The following is a 17,864-nucleotide window of genomic DNA, read 5'->3' on the forward strand; positions in this document are numbered from 1 at the left end:
TCCTTGGAACGCGAGTTAGAAGCCGCGGGGCTGGGGCCCGTAGCGGGGGTGGACGAGGCCGGTCGTGGCGCCTGCTGCGGGCCGATCTCCATTGCGGCGTGCATCCTCCCCGCTGATTTAGACGGTGCGGGGCTGGAGCGGCTCACCGATTCGAAGAAGCTGACTGAGAAGACCCGCGAGCTCCTCTTTGAGGTCATCAAGGATGTCGCCGTGGCGTATTCGATTATCCACATCAGCGCCGCGGATATCGACAGTTTTGGTATTCAGCACGCCAATGTTTCCGGCATGCGTCGCGCAGTCGCGGCATTGGACGTTCAGCCGGGGTATGTGTTGACCGACGCGGTCAAGGTGCCGGGACTTCCTATGCCGCACCTGCCAGTGATCAAAGGCGACCAGATGGCGAAATGCATTAGTGCGGCAAGCGTGCTGGCAAAGGTTTCCAGGGATCGAGTGTTGCGAACCCTCGACGAAGAGTTCCCGGGGTATGGTTTGGCTAGTCACAAGGGCTATGGCACCAAGGCACACATGAACGCGGTGAGTCTGCATGGTGGCACCCCTTATCACCGCTACAGTTACAAGAACGTGGCCGCTGCGCATCGGCAGTGGCTAGAGGGAAAGGATCGAGGGTAAGTCCGTGAGCGCTGAGGAACTAGACGACTACGAAGCTAACGTCGAATTGTCGATGTACCGCGAGTACCGCGACGTGGTCAGCCAGTTTTCCTATGTGGTGGAGACCGAGCGCCGCTTCTACCTGGCCAACGCCGTCGAGCTGATTCCCCGTAACTCCGGCGGCGAGGTGTACTACGAAGTCCGCATGTCCGATGCCTGGGTGTGGGATATGTACCGGCCTGCCCGCTTTGTCCGTTATGTTCGCGTCATTACCTACAAGGACGTCAACATCGAGGAACTCGACAAGCCCGAGCTGCAACTGCCAGACTAACCAGTAACTTTCCCTTCTTATTCACAGCCCAGAGGTTATCCACAGACCCCTGGGCTTTTGCTTTTCCCTTCTTGTTTGGCGACGCCCCCTCGCGTGGATAATGCTCCACACTTGTGAACCAGGTGCTGGCCGTGAAAGAGCCGGTGCCGATTGAAAAGGTAGGGGACGCGAGGAAGTGAGGGGAAGCGACAGTGCCAACGGTGAACAAGCGGCGGGTGGGTAACGCAGGGGAAAACCTAGCCGCGGAGTATCTGCAGCGGGCGGGATATGAGGTACTGCAACGCAATTTCCATACTCGTTACGGGGAGTTGGATATAGTTGCACGCACGCCTGAGGGCGATCTCGCCTTTATCGAGGTGAAGTATCGCACCTCGGACTCCGATGGGGGCGGAGTGGCAGCAGTCGGTCCGCGGAAGCTGCGGCGGATACGCACCGTGGCTGGCCTGTGGCTGGAACAGAATCGCGAGGGGGTGCGCTTTTCCGGGGGAATGCGCGTGGATGTGATCGACGTTGGTCCGCAGGGCGTGCGGGAGCATGTCCAGGGGGTGTGGTGACCGATGGCCGTAGGGCATGCGGCGCTGGCGTTGGAGGGGACGCGGCGGACGGTTATTACCGTCGAATGTGATGTGAGCAGGGGGCTTCCCGGCATCTCGATTGTGGGTATGGGGGATACCGCGGTGGTGCAGGCGAAGGATCGCATCCGCTCGGCGTTAAAGAACTCGGGCGTGGCGTGGCCGGGGTCGAGGACGGTGATGAGTCTGTCACCAGCTGGGTTGCCGAAGCAGGGGGCGGGATACGACCTGGCGATGGTGTGTGCGATGCTCTCCGCGGTTGCGGAGGACGCAGTGGTGGCTGGCAGACTGTCTGCAACTGTCCTAGTGGGGGAGCTGGGACTCGATGGGCAGATTCGCCCAGTACAAGGGGTGTTTGCTCTCGTATTGGCCGCGGCGATGGAGAGATTTTCCACGGTTGTGGTTCCGGCGGGCAATGAGGCAGAGGCTGCCGCTGCGGCGGAGGCAGCGGAGTCTGCGGTAACGGTGCTGATAGCCCGCAATCTCGCTAGCGTTATCGAGTGGTTAAGAGGCGGAGACTTACCGGAAGCACAACCAGGGCAACAGGTGCCTCCCCGTGAGGTGGGGGATCTGGCGGAGGTGTTGGGACAACCGGCGGCACGCCGGGCAGTGGAGGTTGCTGCGGCAGGCGGACATAACCTGTTGCTTATTGGACCTCCGGGAAGCGGCAAGTCCATGCTGGCCGAGCGGTTGCCAGGAATCTTGCCGCCAATGAGCGATAGCGAGCGCGTGGAGGCTGCCATCGTGCATTCTTTAGCGGGGGTCAAGGGGAATCTTCCGGAGGTGCTTGCTGGCCGAAGGCCTTTCATCGCCCCGCACCATTCTGTGACTCCAGCGGCATTGATTGGTGGAGGACGTGTGCCAGTTCCCGGAGCGGTGAGTCTCGCACACCACGGTGTTCTATTTCTCGATGAGGTCAGTGAGGCGCGCCGGGACTGCCTCGACACTCTGCGCGTGCCCATGGAGCTGCGCCGGGTAGAGCTTGTGCGTGCACAACGGATTTCGACTTTTCCCGCGGATTTCCAGCTGGTATTAGCCGCGAATCCCTGTCCGTGCGGGGCAGAGCTGGCCATTGACTGCACATGTCCTTCCGGAACCCGGCTCAGATATCAGGCGAAGCTTTCTGGCCCGCTTCGCGATCGGGTGGACGTGTTTGCCCGCACTACGGGGCGACCGCAGATAGCGGGGCTTAAAAACTCGTCTGAGTCCACCGCGGTGGTGGCAGAGCGGGTAGCTGCAGCGCGGGATCGTGCGCGTCAGCGGTGGGGCACAGCCAGCAACGCCCTGGTACCCGGAAAGGATTTGCGGGAGGTGGGAGTAGATGAAGCCGGTGAGTTGCTGCTCGAGGACATGCTTCGAACAGGCACTATCACCCAGCGGGGCGTTGACCGCACCATCCGTGTGGCGTGGACACTCGCGGATTTGGAGTCTGCACCCGCGCCACATCTGGGGCATATCAGCGACGCGGTGGAGCTCTTCGGAGCAGACCAGGAACTAACGGAGGTGGCATAAGCCATGACAACCACTGACAATCTCTATGAGTGGGCCTATCTGCGACGCGTCGTGGAAGCTTCCCGGACTGATGTGCTGGACTTGCTCTGGCCGGAAGGATGGGAAAAGGCTGGGGCGTCGCAGGTTAAAGTGGTCGCCGAGGCATTGGCGCGCCGGGGTGGCAGGCTGCCCGATGAACTGGCCGACGCGACTTCACAGCGATATGAACAGGATCCATCAAAGGACATTGAGCTGGCTGCTGCGCGCGGCTGGCGACTTGTCACACCCGAGGACGATGAATGGCCGGAGGAACTTAGCGCCAGCTTCATGCGAATGGCCAATTCAGGTGCCGACCATGATTCTTCCGTGCGCGGACAGGCCGCCGCGCCGTTTGCGTTGTGGGTGCGTGGAGATATTCGCCTGGATGTTGCCGTGCGACGCTCCGTCACCGTCGTAGGCACACGCGCGGCGACGCGCTACGGCGAGCAGGTCACGCAGTCTTTCACTAGAGATCTGGCCGATGCGGGTTTTAGCCTGATCTCCGGGGGTGCGGTGGGAATCGATGCACTTGTCCACCGGGCGGCTCTGCAGTCTAAAGCGCCTACGGTGGCGGTGATGGCCTGCGGTTTGGATATTCCTTATCCCAAGGCTCACACAGAGCTATTCGAGCACATCATTGCCGCAGGGGGACTGGTGATCAGTGAGTATCCTCCTGGCACTCCGCCTGCGCGCCACCGTTTCCTTACTCGTAACCGCATCGCCGCAGCACTTGGCCAGGCGACTTTGGTGGTGGAGGCGCCCCTTAGGAGCGGGGCGCTCAACACTTTGAACTGGGCGGAGGCTTTCGTTAAACCAACTTTCGCGGTGCCTGGGCCGGTGACCTCGCATGCGTCGTTGGGGTGCCTCGACCGTATTCGCACCTCGCGGGCCACGCTGGCAGTCAGCGCCCGAGACTTGATTGAAGATCTAAGCCCCCTGGGGGAGCAGATGAGTCTGGGGTTTGCCGAAGAAGATCGCTCGTCTCTTCTGAGCTGGGAGCAGACAGCCATTTTTGACGCCGCAGGTTTGCCCTCCGGCCGGGGGAGCGAAGGTCGGCTGTCTCAATTGGTGGAGGCCACCGGTTTGCCAGCTCGTACGGTGATCCGCTGCCTACGCGACTTGGAAGCGATGGGCAGGCTTCGCAGAGAGGCGGATTGCTGGATTAGGGTTGAGTGACCGGCTACATTAGTCACATGAGCAACTCCCGTCCCGTCGGCAACAAGGCATCGTTGAGTGCCGCACTGGACGATTATGAACAGCACCTCCGCCATGTGGTGGGGCGCAGCGAAAACACCATTCGCGCGTATCGCCGAGACCTTGATAACGCCCTGGAGGGGCTGGAGCGGATCGAGGAGTTTGATCTCGACCGAGCTCGTGATGTTCTCGGCTGGGCGGTAGACAGCGGGGCAAGTCGAGCAAGCCTTTCCCGTCTCGCCTCCAGCATGCGGGGCTTTGGAGCCTTCCTGGCACACCGTGGGTTCGTTAGCGCCAATCCCGTTGCCGCACTTAAAGCCCCGAAACCGCAGCGCACACTCCCGCGAGTTTTGCGCGCCGACCAGGCCTCCGAGCTGCTCGACGGGCTGCGCACCGAGCCGGAAGATGCAACACCTACCGGCATTCGCGACTGGGCCATGGTCGAGCTCCTCTACGCCACGGGTATCCGCGTTTCTGAGCTGACAGGGTGTGATGTCGACGACGTTGACTTTTCCAACAACCTCCTGCGTGTCACGGGTAAGGGAAATAAGACGCGGGTCGTTCCTTTCGGAGCCACAGTGGTGTCAGCGCTGGAGCAGTGGCTATCCGTGCGCAAAGAAATGGCAAAAGAAACTTCGGCGCTCTTCGTCGGAGTGCGCGGCAAGCGCATCGACCCCCGTCAGGTTCGCAACGTGGTGAACAGAGTCACCCAGGCAGGACCCGGTCCGAAACTTTCCCCCCACGGTCTGCGACATTCTGCAGCCACTGCAATCCTTGAAGGCGGAGCTGATCTGCGCGTCGTCCAAGAACTGTTGGGACATGCAAATATGTCCACCACGCAGATTTACACCCACGTAGGTACCGAACGTTTGAAGGCTGTTTTTAACCAGGCACATCCCAGAGCCTGACGCGCACACTGCCGAGCAGCGTCATCGGGTCTATATACTTTCGCTCCTTGCCCTCAATACGCGCGCCCCACGACAGTCCTGGTGATGTACGGGCATAGTCCGGCAGGGCTGTGGCATCCGCAAGCACGCCGATGGGCTCACCCCGGTGTACCTGTTGTCCTGCTTTTACCCGAGCCAGCACCGGTTCATACGTCGTGCGGATACCGTCCGAGTGACTAATGGAAACCACAGGAGTGCCTGCCACCACGCCGGCAAAGGTTACAATGCCGCCCCGGCTCGCCACGATGACCTGCCCGGGAGTTGCCTGGAGATCCACACCCCGGTGCCCGGGCTTCCACGCCTGATCGGGTATGTCCGCAGCACGGAGAACTGTCGCATCCTTGGAAGTGGGTAGACGATGAGAACGCACAATCTGGGTGGAATGCTCCGGAAATGAAGCACTGGGGACGGCAGGAGACACGGGAGCGGCATACAACAGGAAAACCGTTGCAAAAGCGCTGTACAGAAGACGTGAGAACCAATGGGTCATGGTTAGAAATGATGCGTGGGGGCGTCACCAAAAAGAAAGAGTAAGCGAACGAGTTTGTGGATAAGTCAAAGTTGTCCACAGATTGCGTGCGACGCGCGGTGTAGTGGACTTGTTTTAGCTGCGTGAAAGGGGGTAGTGTTGCAAGCGCAGTATGTCCGGATTCGTCTCTGCACCGCTCAAGGAAGTGCAAGTGGTTTCGCGAAGACCGCGGGGTGAAGCAAGGCTACTGACTACGCGTAGATAATTCGCACCCCACACAATGGCTCACCAGCACGGTCCCGTAAGCGGGCGAACATGGCGAGCCACAGCTACATCGGGGAATATCTGCCAGGATGGTGCATAAGCCACCCACGTACAGTGAGTGTCGAGTGCATCGTGAAGAAAACCGTCAAACCCTAAACTTTGAAAGCGAGGAAGGGGCGGCGCCGGCCACATGGTCGGCTAGAAGAAGATACGCCCCTGTAACACCATGGCTGTTGTTACTATGCGCGAGCTGCTGGACGCTGGTGTCCACTTCGGTCACCAGACCCGTCGTTGGAACCCGAAGATGAAGCGCTTCATCTTCACCGACCGCAACGGCATCTACATCATCGACCTGCAGCAGACCCTGACCTACATCGACGAGGCATACGAGTTCGTCAAGGAGACCGTTGCCCACGGCGGCAACATCCTGTACGTCGGCACCAAGAAGCAGGCTCAGGAAGCCGTTGCTAACGAGGCAGAGCGCGTGGGCATGCCTTATGTCAACCACCGCTGGCTCGGCGGTATGCTCACCAACTTCCAGACTGTTGCTAAGCGTCTGCACCGCCTCAAGGAGCTGCAGGCAATGGACGCAGCTGAGGACGGCTACAAGGGCCGCACCAAGAAGGAAGTTCTGATGCTGACCCGCGAGCGCAACAAGCTGGAGCGCGTTCTGGGCGGTATCGCGGACATGACCAAGACCCCGTCCGCACTGTGGATCGTCGACACCAACAAGGAGCACATCGCTGTCTCCGAGGCACAGAAGCTGAACATCCCGGTTGTTGCCATCCTGGACACCAACTGCGACCCGGACGTTGTCGACTACCCGATCCCGGGCAACGACGATGCAATCCGTTCCGCAACTTTGCTGACCAGCATCATCTCCTCCGCTGTTGAGGCTGGCCGCCAGGCTCGCGCTGAACGCCAGGAGGCTGCTGCTAAGGAAGCCGCTGGCGACGCCGAGAAGGCACCGGCCGAGGCTACCGAGGCAGAGGCTGAGAAGACCGAGTCTTCCGAGGCATAGGCTGCTTTTGGCCAGCGAATAGCGCCCACCCCCGTATGGGACACAGTTTTAGACCCGTGTCCGACGGGCGTGGGCGTTACTTGTAACCTAGGCTGGAAAACAGGACTGATTTTAAAAACTGTTATTTCAGCCACTATGAAACACTTCCACCAGAAGGAGGATCGCCCCACATGGCGAACTACACCGCTGCAGACGTAAAGAAGCTCCGCGAGATCACCGGCGCCGGCATGATGGACTGCAAGAAGGCCCTGGAAGAAGCCGCAGGCGACTTCGACAAGGCCATCGAGATCCTGCGCATCAAGGGTGCTAAGGACGTCGGCAAGCGCGCAGAGCGCTCCGCTTCCGAGGGTCTGATTGCCGTTTCCGGCAACACCATGATCGAGGTTAACGCTGAGACCGACTTCGTCGCTAAGAACTCCGAGTTCATCGAGTTCGCCGACAAGGTCGCGGCTGCCGCTGCAGAGGCTAAGGCTAACTCCCGCGAAGAGCTCGAGGCAGTCGAGGTTGATGGCCAGAAGGCAATCGACGCCCTGCAGCAGCTGTCCGCAAAGATCGGCGAGAAGCTGGAGCTGAAGCGCGCCACCACCATCGAGGGTGACAAGGTTGCCGTCTACATGCACCACCGTTCCGCAGACCTGCCGCCGGCAGTCGGCGTACTGGTCTCCTACGAGGGCGATGACGAGGGCGCAGCTAAGGCTGCCGCTATGCAGGTTGCCGCTCTGAAGGCTAAGTTCCTGAGCAACGACGAAGTTCCGGCCGAGACTGTCGCCAAGGAGCGCGAGATCGCCGAGGCTACCGCCCGCGAGGAAGGCAAGCCGGAGAAGGCTCTGCCGAACATCATCGAGGGTCGCCTGAAGGGCTACTTCAAGGACGTTTGCCTGCTGGATCAGCCGTCTGTCACCGAGTCCAAGAAGTCTGTTAAGCAGGTTATGGACGAGGCTGGCGTGACCCTGAAGGGCTTCAAGCGCTTCGAGGTTGGCCAGGCTTAAATAGCCACCAGGCTTAGCTACAAAAGTCCCCGCACCGATAGGGTGCCGGGGACTTTTTCTGTTGTAGAGGTGGGGTAAACTGGCCACCAGTTTGAACCACGTCGAAAAATCGAAACTGTCGAAACTAAGGAGCAACTACGGTGACTACAGCCGAAAACCGTGAAGGCTACAAGCGCGTCATGCTGAAGCTGGGAGGTGAGATGTTCGGCGGTGGCAAGGTCGGCATCGATCCCGATGTTGTGCAGAATGTCGCGCGTCAGATCGCCGAGGTCTCCAAGTCCGGCGTGGAAGTAGCGGTGGTAATCGGCGGTGGCAACTTCTTCCGTGGCGCTGAATTGCAGCAGCGGGGCCTGGATCGTTCCCGCTCCGATTACATGGGCATGCTCGGCACGGTCATGAACTGCCTGGCTCTGCAGGATTTCCTGGAGCAAGAAGGCGTGGACTGCCGCGTACAGACCGCTATCCAGATGACGCAGGTGGCGGAGCCGTACCTCCCGTTGCGCGCATCTCGTCACCTGGAGAAGGGGCGTGTTGTTATCTTCGGTGCAGGTATGGGTATGCCGTACTTCTCCACTGACACCACCGCTGCTCAGCGTGCCTTGGAGATCGGTTGTGAGGTGCTGCTTATGGCCAAGGCTGTCGACGGCGTATACAGCGACGATCCGCGCACGAACCCGGATGCGGAGTTGTTCCACGAGATCACTCCGTGGGAGGTTATCGAAAAGAGCCTAAAGGTTGCCGACGCCACCGCGTTCTCCCTTTGCATGGACAACAAGATGCCGATTCTGGTGTTCAATCTACTGACCGAGGGCAATATTGCCCGTGCCGTCGTCGGCGAGCGCATCGGCACCCTCGTCGACAGCAATGTCAGCGCAAACTAGTGCCAACACGACCCCTACACCTCAACACTTTCCCCACCATAGGCTGGTAAATTCTTAAACATGATTGACGATATTCTGCTTGAGTCCGAAGAGCGCATGACCAGCTCTGTGGAGCACGCCCGCGAAGACCTGACGACCATTCGTACCGGTCGCGCGAACCCGTCTATGTTCAACGGCGTGGTAGCTGAGTACTACGGGGTTCCCACCCCGATCACCCAGATGGCTACCATTAGTGTGCCGGAGCCGCGCATGCTGCTGATCAAGCCCTACGAGCAGTCCACCATGGGAGAGATCGAGAACGCTATCCGCAACTCCGACTTGGGCGTCAACCCCACCAACGATGGCCAGGTGCTGCGTGTGACCATTCCGCAGCTTACCGAGGAGCGTCGTAAGGACATGGTCAAGATGGCTAAGTCCAAGGGCGAGGATGCAAAGATCGCCATCCGTAATATCCGCCGCAAGGGCATGGAACAGCTGGGGAAGATCCAGAAGGACGGCGAGGCCGGCGAAGACGAGGTTCGCGCAGCCGAGAAGGATCTGGAGAAGATCACTCACAGCTACGTCGAACGCGTCGATGAGCTGGTTGAGGCTAAGGAAAAGGAACTGCTGGAGGTTTAGCTCTCCTGCACTCTTTTGTGCCCGCGCAAGAAAGGCTCTGTACCCATCTCTGCTCGCCCGAAACCAAAGAATGGTCCCGGCCGTGACCTCAAGCAGGCTATAGCCGTTGGAGTTTTTCTAGGGGCCATTGCCATCGCGGGGCTGTTCACGCCCTTTGCGTGGTACCCCCTGGTCGCCCTTGCCATGTCGCTGGCCGTCTACGAAGTATGGCGACGTCTGTACGAGGGCGGGTATGTACTGAACCTTCCTGTGCTCTTCCTAGGCGCGCAGGTGATCGTGTGGCTATCCTGGCCTTTCGGACCAACGGGAGCCCTGGCGGGCTTTGTTATCAGTGTGCTGATGGTAATGGTCACGCGTCTTTTCCACTATGGGCGCTCCTCACCACCGCATAACTACCTGCGGGATACCGCGGTCGGCATTTTCGTTCTGACCTGGATCCCGCTGTTCGGCAGCTTCGCCGCGATGCTTTCGCGAATGCAGCGCGATCACATTGACGGTTGGGCTTTCATTGTCACATTCATGCTGTGCGTTGTCGGCTCCGACGTGGGTGGATATATCGCTGGTGTGCTCTTCGGATCCCACCCAATGGCGCCTGCCGTCAGTCCGAAGAAGTCCTGGGAGGGCTTCGTCGGTTCGCTTATTCTATCCACCGCCATTGGCGTGGCGTGTGTGACCTTGCTTCTTTCCGGCCCGTTCTGGATCGGCTTGTTACTCGGGCCCGGCCTTGCCTGCTGCGCCACGCTCGGTGACCTCGTGGAGTCTCAGTTCAAGCGCGATCTCGGCATCAAGGACATGTCAGGAATGCTGCCGGGACACGGTGGCCTCATGGATCGCCTGGATGGCATGCTGCCATCGGCGATGATCACCTGGGTCGTGCTGAATATGCTCAGCGGTGTGTAGAAGGCGGAAGTGTAGTTACTCCCGAACCTGCTTTCGTAGCTGTACGATGCGCACGCCTCCAACCAGCGCCATAATCAGTGCTCCGATGATCGCTGCGATCAGCATGCCCACGCCAATTGGGAAGGTCATCGTCCATGCAAAGAGCTGCAGCTCGGCGGATTCTTGATTCTGGAGGATGAAAACGAGCAACACAATCAGCAGCAGCACACCGACGATCAATCCGACCCACGTGGTGCCCGCCAGGGACTTCTTAACCTCGCGATGCTCTGGCTTTTGTACCGGTGCTGGAGTTGGTGTTGGAGTTGGTGTTGGGGTCGGTGCCGACGTTGGTCGTTGTACCGGTTCTGGCGTGTTTTCTGGTGACGCCGACTGCGGTGTCGGCTTGGGCTGCTGATTTAAGTTCTCGTTCATACCCACCATTCAACGGCAAAAGCACCCTGGGTTCAGATTTCAGCGATGTGAGGGTTACCCCCGGCCCGTGCAATAATGGGGCGCATAATGGCTACACCAGTGAAACTTCAGTTTGCAGCACCCAAAAGGGGAATGCCGCCGGCGCATATGGCGGATTTCGATTCGGAGACCTTGCAGCAGAAGGTCCAGGAGCTCGGTTTGCCGAAGTTCCGGGCAGATCAGATTCGGCGTCAATACTTCGGCCGCCTGCAGGGCGACCCGATGAAGATGACGGATCTGCCCGAGGCGAAGCGCGCAGCGGTGAAGGAGGCGCTGTTCCCTGAGCTCATGCAGCCCATCCGCAACATGGAGGCCGACGACGGGGAGACGCGGAAGACCTTGTGGCGCTTGCACGATGGCACGATGTTGGAAAGCGTTCTCATGCGCTACCCGGATCGGGCGACGTTGTGCATTTCCTCTCAGGCCGGCTGCGGTATGGCCTGTCCCTTCTGTGCGACGGGGCAGGGCGGACTGGACCGTAATCTATCCATCGGTGAAATGGTGGAACAGGCTCGCGCAGCCGCTGAGGTAATGCAGGACGAGGGCGGGCGCCTCTCCAATATTGTTTTTATGGGTATGGGTGAGCCGCTGGCGAACTATAAGCGCGTGGTGGAGACGATCCACAAGATCTCCGCTCCAGCTCCGGATGGCTTTGGCATTTCCCAGCGCAACATCACTGTCTCGACGGTGGGGCTGGCCCCGGCAATTCGCAAATTGGCGGACGAGCAGATGAAGGTTCGACTGGCGGTTTCCCTCCACACCCCGGACGACGAGCTGCGCGATGAACTCGTTCCCGTCAACAACCGTTGGTCTGTGGAGGAGGTGCTGGATGCTGCCCGTTATTACGCCGACACCTCCGGACGCCGCGTTTCCATCGAGTACGCCTTGATCCGCGATATGAATGATCAGCCTTGGCGCGCCGACCTACTGGGCAAGAAGTTGCGTGGGGCGCTGGGCACCAAGGTGCATGTGAACGTCATTCCACTGAACCCAACTCCAGGCTCGAAGTGGGATGCCTCGCCAAAGGAAAGGCAGGATGAGTTCGTCCGCCGTGTGGAGGCTCAAGGCGTGCCCTGTACGGTGCGTGACACTAAGGGGCAGGAAATCGCCGCTGCCTGTGGCCAGCTAGCGGCAGAGGAACGCTAAAAAACTGCGCAGGCTGTTGGAAGCCTGCGCAGTGTAAAGAGGGAGCTAGAAACTAGCGGGTTACCGATGCCGGATCGATGTTCTGTGCACGCAGCTCATCGTCGGACAGGTTGGAGTATGCGCCCGTCAGGTTTAGCTGGTCAGCGGACCATACTGGCTCTACGTGCCCCTCGGGCTTGTTGTGAGAGGTCACAGTCTTGCGGGGCTTGCCCAAAGACGGACGAGTAGCCCACAGACCCACACCGAGAAAGACCACAACTGCCAGGGCAATCAGCCAGATGTTTTCCACATTGCCCTTGTGGTTGCCGAACAGCATGCCCAGCAAGAACAGGCCGCCGATAACACCGGCGGTGATGATTCCGCGACGCGGAAGCTCGCTCCAGCCCCAAGCCGCAGACGGAACGTCCGCGGTGGATACGCCGTTGTAAACTTCAGCTTCCTTAGAGTGGTGCGCCACCGTTTCCTCCTGAAGGTCAAAAAAATTCTATCTCTCGTATTTTGACACATCGTGCCCGGTTTTTCCCTATCCGGACGTGTGCGTGCCCAGGAAAGTACCCAATTTAGGTGTGGAGGCGGGGCGTCCAGAAGAAAAGAAATAGAATAGGCCGCGTGAAAAAGCGAGTAATAGTCCTTGGCAGCACCGGTTCCATCGGCACACAGGCACTAGAGGTCATAGCGGATAACCCGGATCGATTCGAGCTTGTAGGCATCTCCGCACACGGCTCCAAACCCGACGTCTTGGCGCAGCAGGTGCGCGAGTTTGGCCTGGACCTGCAATGTGTTGCTGTGGCCTCGGCGCGCACGGCGGATTGGTTGGACGGGGAATTCGGCAGCCGTTGCATCCGCGGGAAGGACTCCGCCCGCATGCTGGTCGAGGAAATCGGCCCGACGCTGGGGGAGAGCGACGTCATCCTTAATGCCCTCGTCGGTTCTTTGGGGCTTGACGCCACGTTGGCGACACTCGGCACGCAGGCCCAACTCGCCCTTGCTAACAAGGAATCGCTCGTCGCTGGCGGCCAGCTGGTGTTGAAGGCCGCGGACTCGGACCAGTTGATTCCCGTGGATTCCGAACACTCTGCAATGGCTCAGTGCCTCCGTTCAGGGCAGGTGGACGAAGTGGACTCTCTGGTTCTGACTGCTTCCGGCGGCCCGTTCCGTGGCTATACCCGTGCGCAGTTGGAGGATGTCACTCCGCTGCAAGCCGCCAACCATCCCACCTGGTCTATGGGGCAAATGAATACTTTGAACTCGGCCACCATGGTGAACAAGGGCCTGGAGCTCATTGAAGCAAGCCTCCTGTTCGGTATTCCCGCGGAAAAAATCGAAGTGACCGTTCACCCGCAGTCGATCGTGCACTCCATGGTTACTTTCATCGATGGTGCGACCATCGCTCAGGCCTCCCCACCATCGATGAAGCTGCCGATCTCGCTAGCTCTCGGCTGGCCGGATCGAATTGCCGACGCCCAACCCAAGCTGGACTTTTCCGGTGCCACCGACTGGCACTTCGAGCCCTTGGACGATGATGTCTTCCCGGCCGTGATGTTGGCGCGCCAGGCAGTCACTTCCGGCGGCACCATGCCGGCGGTTTATAATGCAGCGAATGAGGAAGCTGCTGTCGAGTTCCTAAACGGTAGGCTTAGCTTCCCCCGCATCGTGGATACGGTCGCAGCAACCATGGAGGCCTGCCAGCACCTGTCCGCCGAACCCAATGACTTGGAGGATGTGCTAGCCGCGGAGCGCGAAGCTCGCGCGAAGGCACACGAAAGGATGGCCACGTGGCTTTCGGACTAGGGGTACTTCTCTTCGCCCTAGGCATTGCCCTTTCCATCGCCCTGCACGAGGCTGGGCACCTTATCGCCGCCCGTATGTCCGGCATGCGGGTGAGGCGCTACTTCATCGGCTTTGGCCCGACGCTCTTTAGCTTCCGCAAGGGGCACACTGAGTACGGGCTGAAAGCCATACCCCTCGGCGGCTTTTGTGACATCGCCGGCATGACGAAGCTGGATGAAATGACCGACGAGGAGCGCCCGTACGCCATGTACGACAAACCGGCGCACCGTCGCATCTTCGTGATGCTCGGCGGCATCATCATGAACATCCTTCTGGCACTGGGAATTCTCTATGGAGTGGCTCTGGCCTGGGGACTGCCGGATCGCAGTGTGGTCTTTACTCCCACCGTGGAATCCACCCAGTGCGCCCCGGCAAAGCAAAATGCGGACGGCACATTGCAGAAGTGTACGGGTGACGGTCCGGCGGCGGAGTCGGGCGTCAAGACCGGCGATACATTCCTTTCTGTCAACGGCGAAGAGACAGAAGATTTCCAAGCCTTCACCAAGGCCATTGCTGCCGAGGCCGAGCGCGCAAGCGACGACGGCAAGAAGGTCGGGGATCGCATTACCGTCCCCGCAGTCGTCGATCGCGGTGGTCAGCACAAGAATTTGGATCTCCAGATTCAACTTGTTGAGCGAGTAAACTCCGCGGGCAACACCATGACCTCAGGTGCTGTCGGCATTCGGGCGAAGCGTCCACAGCTCGTGATGAATCACTACAATCCCGCCAGCGCAGTCGGCGGAACCCTGGCCTTTACCGGGGGAATGGTCAATGACACTTTCCACGGACTCATTGAGCTGCCACAGCGCGTGCCCGGCGTGGTCGAATCCATCTTCGGTGGCCACCGTGCCGATGATTCTCCCATGAGTGTTGTGGGTGCTTCTCGCGTTGGTGGCGAGTTGGTGCAGTACCAGCAGTGGATGAGCTTCCTTTTGACCTTGGCGAGCCTGAATCTCTTCCTCGCCGCTTTTAACCTGGTGCCGCTGCCCCCGCTGGACGGAGGTCACATTGCCGTAGTGATCTACGAAAAGATTCGGGATTTCTTCCGCCGTATGCGCGGTAAGCAACCGGGTGGTCCTGCTGACTACACCAAGCTCATGCCCCTGACCTATGCGGCCACAGCGGTTTTGTTGGTATTCGGCATCATCGTCATCATCGCCGATGTAGTGAACCCAATCCGGATCTTCTAGATTCTCGCGGTAGAATCGGAAGGCAGTTTAACGGCATTCACGACTGAAAGGTTGTCTTCGTTCATGTCTGGTATTTCCCTGGGTATCCCCGACGGTCCGCCTCCGGTTTTGGCGCCGCGCCGCAAGACGCGCCAACTGATGGTCGGCGGGGTAGGGGTCGGCAGCGATCACCCCATCTCGGTGCAGTCGATGACCACGACGAAGACGCACGACGTCAACGCAACACTGCAGCAGATCGCCCAGCTGACCGCTTCCGGTTGCGATATTGTTCGCGTGGCATGCCCTAAAACCGTCGACGCCGAGGCTCTGCCCGCCATTGCCAAGAAGTCCCCGATCCCGGTGATTGCGGATATTCACTTCCAGCCGAAGTACATCTTCAGTGCTATCGACGCTGGTTGTGCTGCAGTGCGCGTGAACCCGGGCAATATCAAGGAATTTGACGGTCGGGTCAAGGAAGTTGCCAAGGCCGCTGGGGACGCTGGCATTCCGATTCGCATTGGCGTTAACGCCGGCTCGCTGGACAAGCGCATCATGGAAAAGTACGGAAAGGCCACGCCCGAGGCTCTTGTGGAGTCTGCACTGTGGGAGGCCAGCCTGTTTGAGGAGCACGGTTTCGGCGATATCGCGATTTCCGTCAAGCACAACGACCCGGTCGTGATGGTGGAGGCCTACCGCCAGCTTGCCGCTAAGTCGGATTACCCGCTGCACTTGGGAGTCACGGAAGCAGGCCCGGCTTTCCAAGGAACTATCAAGTCCTCCGTGGCTTTCGGTGCGCTGCTGGCCGAGGGTATCGGCGATACGATCCGCGTGTCTCTCTCCGCCGACCCTGTGGAGGAGATCAAGGTGGGCGACCAGATCCTGCAGTCGCTCAACCTGCGCCCCCGCAAACTGGAGATCGTGTCCTGCCCGTCCTGTGGCCGCGCCCAGGTGGATGTGTACAAGTTGGCCGACGAGGTCACTGCGGGCCTCGAGGGCATGGAGTTCCCGCTGCGTGTGGCCGTTATGGGCTGCGTCGTGAATGGCCCGGGCGAGGCCCGTGACGCCGACCTGGGCGTGGCCTCCGGCAACGGTAAGGGACAAATTTTCGTCAAGGGCGAGGTCATTAAGACCGTGCCCGAGGATCAGATTGTGGAAACCCTCATCGAGGAAGCTATGCGCATCGCCGATGAGGAGGGCCTTGAGGCTGTCGAAGGCCAGAAGGCCGATGTACGAGTGACTAAATAGTCGCTATTTCTACCTCGCGGACCTTGCCGTCGACTAGCTCGATGCGGCGGTTCAGCGTGGCCAGCTGCTCCCGATCGTGGGAGACATAGAGCACAGGCGTGTTTCGCTCGCGCGCCAGATCCACGATCAATTCGGTGACTCGCTGTGCATTGGTGGTATCCAGGGCCGCGGTCGGCTCATCAACCAGCAGCAGGGAGGGGTCATTCATTAGCGCGCGAGCCAGGTTTACACGAGCTTGCTGGCCGCCGGAAAGTTCGGAGACTTTCGCATCCTCGCGCCCTTCCAGGCCCACTTCCTTCAGCAAACGCTCGGCCTTTTCTTCCTGTTGACGCCACCTTTTCCCGCTGATACCGAATGGCTTATCCAGACGGTTCATCACCATGAGCTGTTCCTTAGCCGTCAGCGACGGCAGCAGGTTTGGCTGCTGGAACACGATGCCGAGGTGGCGACGACGGATTTCCGCAGCCTGGCGCCCCGCGACGGTGCCAAGTTCCAAAGTGGTTTCACCATGCAGAACGGCGGAGCCGGAGGTAGCGGTTTCCAGGCAGCCGATGATGGACAGCAGGGTAGATTTACCGGAGCCGGAGGGGCCGGTGATGCCTACGACCTCACCGGGGTCAACGTTGAAAGAAACGTCCGTGAGTAGGTTGCGCTTTGTGGTGCCGTCGGTGATCTCGAGGGAGATGTTCTTTACTTCAAGTGCTGGGAAGATCATGAGTTCATTGCCTTTCGCGGATCGACCTTCATGACGGGGATGATGGATAGGCCGGCGCCGAGCAGACCCGCAAGCAGCAGGATGGCAGCCGGAATAAGAGTGGTGTTGGTGGAGACATCCATGGGGATTCCCTCCAAGAACCCACCGACACCGACGGTGAGCAGGGTGCCCGCGGAAATGCCGACGATAAGGACGACCAATGCTTGGCCGACGGCGTCGGTCAGGATGCTGGAGCGGGTACCACCCAGGGCGATGGTGATCGCTACGCCGCGTAGGCGCTGCATTGTCCACACCGTGAAGAATGCGCCAAGCACCAGTGCGGAGATGACATAGAGCAGTACGATCATCAGATTCAGGGAGGACTGCTCGCCCTTGTATGAAGCGCTGGCATTCAGCGCCTCCTTGCCCTTCAACATGACCGTGCCGGTGATTGGCTCCGCGTCGCTGGAGACCACGCCAAAGGTGGAGCTGCCGGGCAGCTTTTCTACCTCTTCGGTGCTCATCCAGTGGATGGGCTGGTGCTCTAGGTAAAGCTCTTCGCTGGGCTTGTTGCCGTTATCGGACATGGCGATGAATGACTGACCATCTGCATCTTTCGAGCGAGCCATAGTGACAACCTCGCCGTCGCGGCTTTCAACCTCGCGGGCTTGGGCGTCACTAAGTGAACCAGTGCTGAGGGAAACAGTGCCGCCAGCATCGTTGAGCACGAGCTGTTGGTTGCTACCGACCTTGTACTCCAGTGCAGAGGCGGATTGGAAGCTCAGACCTGCGGACAGGGAGCTCAGCAGAGTGACCATAGCGGTGATCAGCAAAACGGTGGTGATGATGAGCGCCGTCTTGCCGCGGGAACCGCGCAGTTCGCGGATCCCTTGGAACATGAATCCCCGGGTTGGGGTTAACGACTTATTGTTTAACACGCTTCTAATTCTGCGCGGGCAATAAGAAAAGCACATCGGGCAAAGTAGTAGTCCTCGACTCATACTT

20 protein-coding genes are annotated in these 17,864 nt (G+C 59.7%); 15 read left to right on the plus strand and 5 right to left on the minus strand.

Annotation, left to right across the window (positions count from 1 at the left end):
• Positions 1-3: 3 nt before the first annotated feature.
• From ACWXWJ_RS00240 to ACWXWJ_RS00265, 6 genes are all read left to right on the plus strand, one after another.
• Positions 4-630, plus strand: coding sequence for a ribonuclease HII (locus ACWXWJ_RS00240; protein WP_473963175.1), 627 nt, complete (start codon positions 4-6; stop codon positions 628-630).
• A 4-nt stretch (positions 631-634) separates the two neighbouring features.
• Positions 635-940, plus strand: a complete 306-nt coding sequence (locus ACWXWJ_RS00245; RefSeq protein ID WP_005295294.1) for a DUF2469 domain-containing protein — start codon at positions 635-637, stop codon at positions 938-940.
• Positions 941-1,131: 191 nt separating this feature from the next.
• Complete coding sequence (locus tag ACWXWJ_RS00250) at positions 1,132-1,494, plus strand: YraN family protein (RefSeq protein ID WP_473963176.1); 363 nt, start codon at positions 1,132-1,134, stop codon at positions 1,492-1,494.
• Positions 1,495-1,497: 3 nt separating this feature from the next.
• On the plus strand, positions 1,498-3,024 hold the full coding sequence (locus ACWXWJ_RS00255; protein WP_473963177.1) for a YifB family Mg chelatase-like AAA ATPase: 1,527 nt from the start codon (positions 1,498-1,500) through the stop codon (positions 3,022-3,024).
• Positions 3,025-3,027: 3 nt separating this feature from the next.
• Positions 3,028-4,218, plus strand: a complete 1,191-nt coding sequence (gene dprA / locus ACWXWJ_RS00260) for a DNA-processing protein DprA (RefSeq protein WP_448307597.1) — start codon at positions 3,028-3,030, stop codon at positions 4,216-4,218.
• Positions 4,219-4,235: 17 nt separating this feature from the next.
• Positions 4,236-5,144, plus strand: coding sequence for a tyrosine recombinase XerC (locus ACWXWJ_RS00265; RefSeq protein WP_473963178.1), 909 nt, complete (start codon positions 4,236-4,238; stop codon positions 5,142-5,144).
• On the opposite strand, the gene ACWXWJ_RS00270 is transcribed toward ACWXWJ_RS00265, so the two are convergent.
• Positions 5,119-5,673, minus strand: a complete 555-nt coding sequence (locus tag ACWXWJ_RS00270; protein ID WP_473963179.1) for a peptidoglycan DD-metalloendopeptidase family protein — start codon at positions 5,671-5,673, stop codon at positions 5,119-5,121. The two genes, ACWXWJ_RS00265 and ACWXWJ_RS00270, sit on opposite strands and share 26 nt — an antisense overlap.
• Positions 5,674-6,142: 469 nt before the next feature.
• On the opposite strand from ACWXWJ_RS00270, the gene rpsB reads away from it, so the two are divergent.
• The 5 genes from rpsB to ACWXWJ_RS00295 all read left to right on the plus strand — a co-directional run bounded on the left by rpsB (position 6,143) and on the right by ACWXWJ_RS00295 (position 10,325).
• Complete coding sequence (rpsB, locus tag ACWXWJ_RS00275) at positions 6,143-6,937, plus strand: 30S ribosomal protein S2 (RefSeq protein WP_293790048.1); 795 nt, start codon at positions 6,143-6,145, stop codon at positions 6,935-6,937.
• 170 nt (positions 6,938-7,107) lie between these two features.
• Complete coding sequence (gene tsf / locus ACWXWJ_RS00280; RefSeq protein ID WP_293790051.1) at positions 7,108-7,926, plus strand: translation elongation factor Ts; 819 nt, start codon at positions 7,108-7,110, stop codon at positions 7,924-7,926.
• Between the two features lie 179 nt (positions 7,927-8,105).
• Entirely contained in the window at positions 8,106-8,807 is a 702-nt protein-coding gene (gene pyrH / locus ACWXWJ_RS00285; RefSeq protein WP_473963365.1) for a UMP kinase, read from the plus strand.
• A gap of 60 nt (positions 8,808-8,867) precedes the next feature.
• A complete protein-coding gene (gene frr, locus ACWXWJ_RS00290; protein WP_293790054.1) occupies positions 8,868-9,425 on the plus strand; it encodes a ribosome recycling factor in 558 nt (185 codons plus the stop codon).
• Between the two features lie 45 nt (positions 9,426-9,470).
• Complete coding sequence (locus tag ACWXWJ_RS00295) at positions 9,471-10,325, plus strand: phosphatidate cytidylyltransferase (RefSeq protein WP_293790354.1); 855 nt, start codon at positions 9,471-9,473, stop codon at positions 10,323-10,325.
• A gap of 15 nt (positions 10,326-10,340) precedes the next feature.
• Here the strand turns inward: ACWXWJ_RS00295 and ACWXWJ_RS00300 are convergent, their stop codons facing one another.
• Complete coding sequence (locus tag ACWXWJ_RS00300; RefSeq protein WP_473963180.1) at positions 10,341-10,745, minus strand: LapA family protein; 405 nt, start codon at positions 10,743-10,745, stop codon at positions 10,341-10,343.
• 78 nt (positions 10,746-10,823) lie between these two features.
• On the opposite strand from ACWXWJ_RS00300, the gene rlmN reads away from it, so the two are divergent.
• The gene (gene rlmN / locus ACWXWJ_RS00305; protein ID WP_293790060.1) at positions 10,824-11,921 is read left to right on the plus strand and encodes a dual-specificity RNA methyltransferase RlmN; all 1,098 of its coding nucleotides are present in this window, start codon (positions 10,824-10,826) and stop codon (positions 11,919-11,921) included.
• A gap of 52 nt (positions 11,922-11,973) precedes the next feature.
• Here rlmN and ACWXWJ_RS00310 read toward each other — a convergent pair whose 3' ends face one another.
• A complete protein-coding gene (locus ACWXWJ_RS00310; RefSeq protein ID WP_473963181.1) occupies positions 11,974-12,378 on the minus strand; it encodes a DUF2631 domain-containing protein in 405 nt (134 codons plus the stop codon).
• Between the two features lie 107 nt (positions 12,379-12,485).
• On the opposite strand from ACWXWJ_RS00310, the gene dxr reads away from it, so the two are divergent.
• The 3 genes from dxr (at position 12,486) to ispG (ending at position 16,165) form a co-directional block, all read left to right on the plus strand.
• A complete protein-coding gene (dxr, locus tag ACWXWJ_RS00315; protein ID WP_473963182.1) occupies positions 12,486-13,712 on the plus strand; it encodes a 1-deoxy-D-xylulose-5-phosphate reductoisomerase in 1,227 nt (408 codons plus the stop codon).
• Positions 13,697-14,941 (plus strand): M50 family metallopeptidase, encoded by a 1,245-nt coding sequence (locus ACWXWJ_RS00320; protein WP_473963183.1) that lies wholly within the window; start codon positions 13,697-13,699, stop codon positions 14,939-14,941. The genes dxr and ACWXWJ_RS00320 overlap by 16 nt, the downstream gene beginning before the upstream one ends.
• 63 nt (positions 14,942-15,004) lie before the next feature.
• Positions 15,005-16,165 carry a flavodoxin-dependent (E)-4-hydroxy-3-methylbut-2-enyl-diphosphate synthase gene (gene ispG / locus ACWXWJ_RS00325; RefSeq protein WP_473963184.1) on the plus strand — a complete coding sequence of 387 codons (1,161 nt, stop codon included), beginning with the start codon at positions 15,005-15,007 and terminating at the stop codon, positions 16,163-16,165.
• Here ispG and ACWXWJ_RS00330 read toward each other — a convergent pair.
• Positions 16,158-16,880, minus strand: a complete 723-nt coding sequence (locus ACWXWJ_RS00330; protein WP_473963185.1) for an ABC transporter ATP-binding protein — start codon at positions 16,878-16,880, stop codon at positions 16,158-16,160. The two genes, ispG and ACWXWJ_RS00330, sit on opposite strands and share 8 nt — an antisense overlap.
• Complete coding sequence (locus ACWXWJ_RS00335) at positions 16,877-17,758, minus strand: FtsX-like permease family protein (protein WP_473963186.1); 882 nt, start codon at positions 17,756-17,758, stop codon at positions 16,877-16,879. Before ACWXWJ_RS00335 ends, ACWXWJ_RS00330 begins: the two co-directional genes overlap by 4 nt.
• Between the last annotated feature and the right edge of the window lie 106 nt (positions 17,759-17,864).

The organism is Corynebacterium sp. p3-SID1761 (assembly GCF_055862885.1).